Annotated in this window: 5 protein-coding genes; all 5 read left to right on the plus strand. The window is 32.9% G+C overall.

Annotation, left to right across the window (positions count from 1 at the left end; translation table 11 throughout):
* Positions 1-414: 414 nt before the first annotated feature.
* The 5 genes from PHR76_RS12945 to PHR76_RS12965 all read left to right on the plus strand — a co-directional run bounded on the left by PHR76_RS12945 (position 415) and on the right by PHR76_RS12965 (position 6,685).
* On the plus strand, positions 415-849 hold the full coding sequence (locus PHR76_RS12945; RefSeq protein WP_300063529.1) for a DUF2007 domain-containing protein: 435 nt from the start codon (positions 415-417) through the stop codon (positions 847-849).
* 1,512 nt (positions 850-2,361) lie between these two features.
* On the plus strand, positions 2,362-3,042 hold the full coding sequence (locus PHR76_RS12950) for an FISUMP domain-containing protein (protein WP_300063531.1): 681 nt from the start codon (positions 2,362-2,364) through the stop codon (positions 3,040-3,042).
* Positions 3,043-4,698: 1,656 nt separating this feature from the next.
* A complete protein-coding gene (locus PHR76_RS12955) occupies positions 4,699-5,070 on the plus strand; it encodes a hypothetical protein (protein ID WP_300063534.1) in 372 nt (123 codons plus the stop codon).
* 158 nt (positions 5,071-5,228) lie between these two features.
* Positions 5,229-5,933: a hypothetical protein gene (locus tag PHR76_RS12960; RefSeq protein ID WP_300063537.1), complete on the plus strand. Its 705-nt coding sequence runs from the start codon at positions 5,229-5,231 to the stop codon at positions 5,931-5,933.
* A gap of 329 nt (positions 5,934-6,262) precedes the next feature.
* Complete coding sequence (locus PHR76_RS12965; protein WP_300063539.1) at positions 6,263-6,685, plus strand: hypothetical protein; 423 nt, start codon at positions 6,263-6,265, stop codon at positions 6,683-6,685.
* Positions 6,686-7,066 lie beyond the last annotated feature (381 nt).

Genomic DNA, 7,066 nt, shown 5'->3' on the forward strand with positions numbered 1-7,066 from the left:
TAATTCTAAAAGAAAAGAGAACAACCGAAGCCATAACACACGCCTATCGGCATCATTAATTAGCATTTAGAAGTCGTGTGCAATGTTGTCAGCCCATGAAGCCGATAGCCTCGGTCGTTATGGCCAATAGTAGAAAAAGTAAAACGACAGAATTTTGGTTGAAAAATCTTTGACGAACTGTCCACTTCTTCTGGACTTTATGACTTGTCGGTTTGACAGATTTTGCTGGTTTTAGGGGTTTTGCTCGGCGGACAATTCCTCGCAGATTTTCTAAGGAAAAAATTGGACTTTTAGCTTTTACGACTATGAGCCGGAACGACTAAATTTGATAAATTGCGGTTAGGACAACTTGAAAACTGAATTTCAGACTCTGCTCGTTGTCAGGCTGAAAGTGCATTTTGACAGCGACAAAAAATGAAGAATAATATGAGTATAATTAGATTAACTACGTGTAATAATATTGTTGAAGCTAACATGGTAAAGCACATGTTAGAAAATGAAGAAATTGAATGCTTCCTCACGAACGACAATTTCACAACTTTAATGCCTGGTTTCAATGGCATTTTAGGAGCAGGCATTCAAATTATGATTGAAGAAAAAGACCTCGAAAAAGCAAATACTCTTTTAAGTATTGATGAAGAGACTGAAAATATTAAATGTCCAAACTGTAATTCAGAAAACATTTCATTTGGACTCGGGGAAAACAGGATTAAGAAAGTTTTTTTTGCAATTCTATCAGTATTTATCTCAACTCCAATGAACAATATTAGAGGCACTTACTATTGCAAAAATTGCAAACAAGATTTTAAAGCATATTCAGAAACAGAATCAACAAAAAAAGATAACTAAACTCATTTTTTATAACTGTTCATTTGTTGACTTTGAGTTCAAGTGGCGACAAAAAGACAAATCAACTTTCTGACTTTAAAACAAAAGAAAAACTGTTAGAAAACATTGATTTACAGACTAAGAAATTAAGATTTTATTCGTTAATTTGTAACAGTTTTGTGCTGACAGGAAACGAAGAAAAAGAAATATAAGAAACTCAACAACATTTGTACTTTTCGGTTGGAAACTACGGTTTGACAGTCGACTGAAATGTGAGTTGCGAGAGTTTTTACATTTTATCGGCTGACATTTAAACGACTGATTGACACGAAACTACTAGGCCATAACACACGCCTATGTTCACAGGCTGGCTGACTTGCACTTAGCAGGTTTTGCGCCCGCATTCACTTTGTCGCAGTGCGACAGCGAATACGCCCGCAAACCGCCCGTGCTCATAGCCTCGGTCGTTAGTGGCAACGCTAAAAAATGAAAAAGAAAATCAAATTTTAGTTGAAAAATTCTTGTTGGACTGTCCTCTACCACGACTTTTTCACTTATGTAGTTGGACTGACTTTGCTCATTATTCAGCTTTTTCGCTCGGACAATTCAACGCGAATTTTCTAAGGAAGACTGACTAACTTTTAGATTTCTGACTGTTGACACTTACGACTGGAAAATATGGGAATTCAGATTGAAAAAAATTAGTACTTCACTCCTATTTCAACATATTTGTTCGACTAGCGAGTTGAAACAGAAAAAAAAAACGAAACAAAACATTATTGGTTTTAACTGACTTTGTGGGTTGGCGGGCTGAAAATGGTTTTATCGGCAGAAATGAAAACAAAAACAAACTCTCATGACAAGTCGAAAGAAGAAAAAACCCGTTTCTACTTGTCTGAGAGAATGCTTAAACAAAAAAAAAATCGAATTAGGAACTACTCGTTTGTGACAGTTTCCTGGTGCTTTATAAGTTTCGACTCGAAAAAAGAAACATAAAATAAATCGAATTTACTGTTTAGAGTCTTAATTATTATTCGTTAATTTGCAACCGTTTTGTACGACTTGACAAATTGTAGAATTTAGATCTGTAACTCGACTTATTTCGTGCGGAAATTTAGGTTTTTACTTTGCGACAGAGTTGTGAGTCTATCAAATTACGAATTGACAACTTTTGTGCGAAAAGACAGATTTCCTGTATTTTACGACTCGAAAACAAACTATACTTAACAAGCTAATGCCACTAACACACGCCTAAGTGCAGTGGCTGGCTGAAGTGCATTTAGCAGGTTTTGCGCCCGCATTCACTTTGTCGTTTCACGACAGCGAATACTCCCGCAAACCGCCAATGCTCTTAGCCTCAGTCGTTATGCGTCATAGTAAAAAAAACAAAAAGACTGAATTACAGTTGAGAAATCTTAGACAAACTATCAGCTTTTTCGACATAAATAAACGTTTTGTTATCGTTAATTAGATTAAAACTTGACAGAAATATAATATATTACATCACTTATCAGTAAATTATTAATTATCACAATGAAAAAAAACTTTAGAATCAAAACCATTTCCCTTTTAGTTCTTGGAATTATCAATTTAAGCAGCTGTAAAACAGATGAACCAACATTTAAAAATACAGTAACAGACATAGACGGTAATATATATCATACTGTTGAAATTGGAACTCAGACATGGATGGTCGAAAACCTAAAGACGACAAAATATAATGATGGGACAGCAATTCCATCTATTTCTGATAGTATAGAATGGACAACAATAACAAGTCCAGGTTATTGTTGGTATAAAAACGATTCTATTTTACTAAAGAAAAATTATGGAGCACTTTATAATTGGTATGCAGTAAATACTGGAAAACTAGCACCTAAAGGCTGGCATATACCAACAAATAGTGAATGGGAAACACTTTTTGCCTATTTAGGAGGAGAAAAAGTAGCAGGAGGCAAACTAAAAGAAACTGGAACCAAAAATTGGTTAACTCCAAATACTAAGGCAACAAACCAAACTGGTTTTACTGCTCTACCGAGTGGTTCACGCTACTATGGCAAATTCAACAACGAAGGTTATTTATGTATCTGCTGGTGTGCAGATGATTATTTTGAGGGCGCATACAACTGGGCAATTCGAAATAACACCACAGAGGTAACACTTGCATTTAGCGACAAAAAAAGTGGATTATCAGTTAGATGTATTAAGGATTGAAATTGTAATCTATGAAAAACCATTAGCAAACGCATCGATGATTACATTTTGCTGACGTGCACTTTGTGGATTTTGTAGTTTTTCCGGCAAAATAAAAAGACAAATCAACTTTCTGACTTCAAAACAAAAGAAAAACATTGACTTACAAACAGAAAATTTAAGATTTTATTCGTTAATTTGTGACAGTTTTGTGCAGATAGAAAACAAAGAAAAAGAGAAATAAGAAACTCGACAACTTTTGTGCGTTTCGGTTGGAAACTGCGGTTTGACAAACGACTGAAAAGTGGTTTTCGAGGTGAAATCTCACTTAATGGCTGAATATAAAACGAACGCAACGGACAAAACTACGAACGCATAACACACGCCTATGTGCACAGGCTGGCTGATGTGCACTTAGCAGGCTTTGCGCCCGCATTCACTTTGTCGCTATGCGACAGCGAATACGCCCGCAAACCGCCCGTGCCCATAGCCTCGGTCGTTAGCACCAAGCGTAAGAAAGAAGAAGATTTCAGGTTCTGGCGGTTGAAAATCTTTGACGAACTGACCGCTTTTTCAGATTTTGCGACATAATCAGACGAATTTGAAGCGACAAATTTTGCTCGACTTTTTGGCTTTTTGACTAGCGGACAATTCCTCGCAGATTTTTATGGTAAGACTAAGATTCTGGTTCATTCTAACGATTTGGAACTGACAACCGAAAATGACTTTTGGCTACGGCTGAATTTTATATTACCGAATTTATTTTAGTTTTTGGCGTTTCGGTTGGAAAGTGCGGTTTGAAAAGGTTGAAAAGAAAAATTGGAATTTACGATTAGACAGTTCTGTATTTGGTGCAACAAGTCCCCAATACAAACAAATATCTAAACTCCGTTTTATTTCACGGACGAAATAAGTAAAAAAATGAAACTGCGGTTATACTATTAAAAACCGCAGTTTCAAAGTAGTTCTTTGAAAAAATAAAATAACGACTGTATTTGTTCAAATAGACACCGTACAAGTTCAAATAGACACCGTATATATTCAAACTAATACCGTACATATTCAAACTAACACTGTATAAATTCAAGCTGACACCGTACATATTCAAACTAACACCATATAAATTCAAACTGATACCGTACATATTCAAACTAACACTGTATAAGTTCAAACTGACACCGTACTTGTTATAACTAACACCGTATAAATTCAAACTGATACCGTACTTGTTATAACAGTCTACTTTATTTATACAACGACATAGAATATATCTGTATTGACAGACGACTAACTAGAAATAATGAAAACACTATATATAAACAAGAACGTCCAGGTGCTAACATACGCCTATGGACACAGGCTGGCTGAAGTGCATTTAGCAGGTGTTGCGCCCGCTTTCACTTTGTCGTTACCACGACAGCGAATTCGCCCGCAAACCGCCAATGCCCATAGCCTCAGTCGTTAGGTTCCATTCAAAAAAAAAAGAAAACAAAGTTTGTGCTTAACAAAAACGACATTTATAAATTTCAATTTTATCTATAGGAGAAACATAAAGCAAATAAAAATGGAGAATTAAACACGCGAGAATTTCAGTTAAGTCTATACAAAATCGAAGAAATTTTATTTTCTCAATCTAATGCATTATAATTGCAAATAAATTTTAAATAAATAATGAAGATGAAAAAAGAGAAAGAGTTGATTATTTCGAAGGATTTTGATCCAAAAATGATTGTGGGGACATGGGAGTCTTCTCAATATGAAAATTACAAATATGTTTTTGACATAAAGGAAACTGAAAGTTTTACTGATAACATGATTGTAATAAAAGCAAAAAAAACACCTGTCATTAAAAGCAAAGTAGAAACTGAATCAATAGTCTATTTTAATATGAATATGAGAGAGAATTTCTTATATTTTAATTCTAGTGCAATTGGGAATGGACATTTCCCAATTATTCAAAATTACAATAATTTAGAATTAATTAGAGATACGGTATTTTCTAAAGGATATGATGATAACACTTTTAGAATTTACTTCCATAAAGTGTAAATAGTATTATTACATATCTATGGCGAACTTCAAGAGTGAGCCAAACTACTGGTAACCAGAGCATATTAACTAAATCAGGTGAACTAATGTGGATGTATGTGCAATAACATTATGGAGTATCACCTATTACAGTTAGCAGCAGTTATTAAAAAAAACATATGAGAGTATTTAGCAAATTTGAAAAGAAATTCCTTGAACAAATTGTCAATTTGGAGAAGGGGGCTGAAAAGATTCTAAAACCACATTCTTTTTTTGGAGATTTATTAAGTATTAAATCACAAGTGACAATTGTAGGGCGTGATAATAAATATAAATTACTAGAAAATGAAAATCATTATTTCAAAATTGAAATTAAGGGAAAGAAAAGTTCTACTTCCTCTGATTATTTTGAAATAACAAGAAAATTTTATGAGGCAAATGATTTATTAAACTATTTGTTACAAAATGGTTATTTACTAAGACATGAAGGTGGCAATGCATTAGGTCTATTAATCAATCCTTTGGATTTTTCCAAAGAGAAGGAGGATATTGAAACTATAGATGTTTATATAAACAAACCACTATCAAATTTACTTGAAAAATGCTCGTATTATTATCAACCAACTGAAGCTTTAAGAGATCTAGTCAACCATGGATTTAAAACAAAATCCGAAAGAAATAATCGAATTACAAGAATAATTTCAATTGCGGCTGTAATAATTTCATTGATTAGTACAATTATAAACTTAAACGAAAAACATTATTTTAAACCATTGAGAGTTGATAATACTATGAAAATTGATTCAACCTCAATAAATTATTTTATAAATAAACTACATGCAGAAGAAACAGACACTTTTAGCAATTTTCATAATAAAAAATAAATTAACCTAGACATTTTTAATATTAATACTAATGAGGTTACCTAAAAGAGTTCCTCAACCCATTTATGAAGTTGCCTCTTTCAAACTTTTCTCCTCAAAAATTCCAGACAATTGTATAATTAGAGAAATCATAGAAAGAGATTATGGAATAGACTGTTATATATAACCCAATATCCAACGGTTTTAAAACAAATTAATTCTCACAAAATGGTGGTATTCGTCGTTGGGAATCAACGGAGCGTCAAACATTTGTATAAGAAATGAGGGAGATATCTTGTAGGATAGAGTGTATAACTTAACAAAATTGGAAAATAATAGAAATATAAAACATGGAAAAAGAAAAAGCACTAAGTATTTTAAAAGAATCATTAATTGATTTTTCAGAAAAGCAAAAAAAACTAACAATTGCAGACCTTCAAAATGAAGTAATGAATCTTGTTTGTCTTGAAATATTAAAAAAGAGAAAAAATAACTCAACTGACCTTGAAAAAATGGTTTATGCTTTCAATGATTTTGTAATGGATATTGTTCCATTCTCAAGAGCATTCACAGCAGCTGCACAAGAACTATTCCCAATTGAATACGATATTTCAAAAACAATATTTGCAATTGAAGCAATTAAAACAAATTTATTATTAGATAATTCATGGGAGCTTCTTCGTGAGTATTTTATTGAAAAACATGAACATGATATTAATGATGATTTAAATTCAGATAATAATTTTCTTAACCAATCTAATACAATAAAATAGTTATTCTGTAGAGTCTATTGTAAACTTGTGATTTTCGGTTTGGTTCAGAGCCATTCACTTCGTGATGTTAGAAGTAAGCTACATGCACTGTTCTATGTACAGTAATTCTGCTCTTTTTGACGGCATAAAGCTCATTTTTATATTGGGTTAGAAGCAAAGCTCTGTTAAATCAAAATTTTAAAAAATTATTTTTGAATTATTAATATCAACTCTCATCCGATGCAATGTACACACTGCGACACCGAATTCGCACCAAATATAGCGACCTAAAGGTCAATTTCTGCCATTCATAATATAATTTTATCTTTGTAGTTTAATTCTAAACAAGCAAAAGTGGTGACAAGCATTTTACATACAAAATTAGACAAGCATATTCGTTTC

This window comes from Flavobacterium sp., from assembly GCF_028689845.1.
Taxonomy (GTDB): Bacteria; Bacteroidota; Bacteroidia; order Flavobacteriales; family Flavobacteriaceae; genus Flavobacterium.

What these genes read in the sequence shown, in the direction of transcription:
- PHR76_RS12945 (WP_300063529.1), top strand. Translation starts at nt 415, where the DNA reads ATGAAGAATAATATGAGTATAATTAGATTAACTACGTGTAATAATATT.
- PHR76_RS12950 (WP_300063531.1), top strand. Translation starts at nt 2,362, where the DNA reads ATGAAAAAAAACTTTAGAATCAAAACCATTTCCCTTTTAGTTCTTGGA.
- PHR76_RS12955 (WP_300063534.1), top strand. Translation starts at nt 4,699, where the DNA reads ATGAAAAAAGAGAAAGAGTTGATTATTTCGAAGGATTTTGATCCAAAA.
- PHR76_RS12960 (WP_300063537.1), top strand. Translation starts at nt 5,229, where the DNA reads ATGAGAGTATTTAGCAAATTTGAAAAGAAATTCCTTGAACAAATTGTC.
- PHR76_RS12965 (WP_300063539.1), top strand. Translation starts at nt 6,263, where the DNA reads ATGGAAAAAGAAAAAGCACTAAGTATTTTAAAAGAATCATTAATTGAT.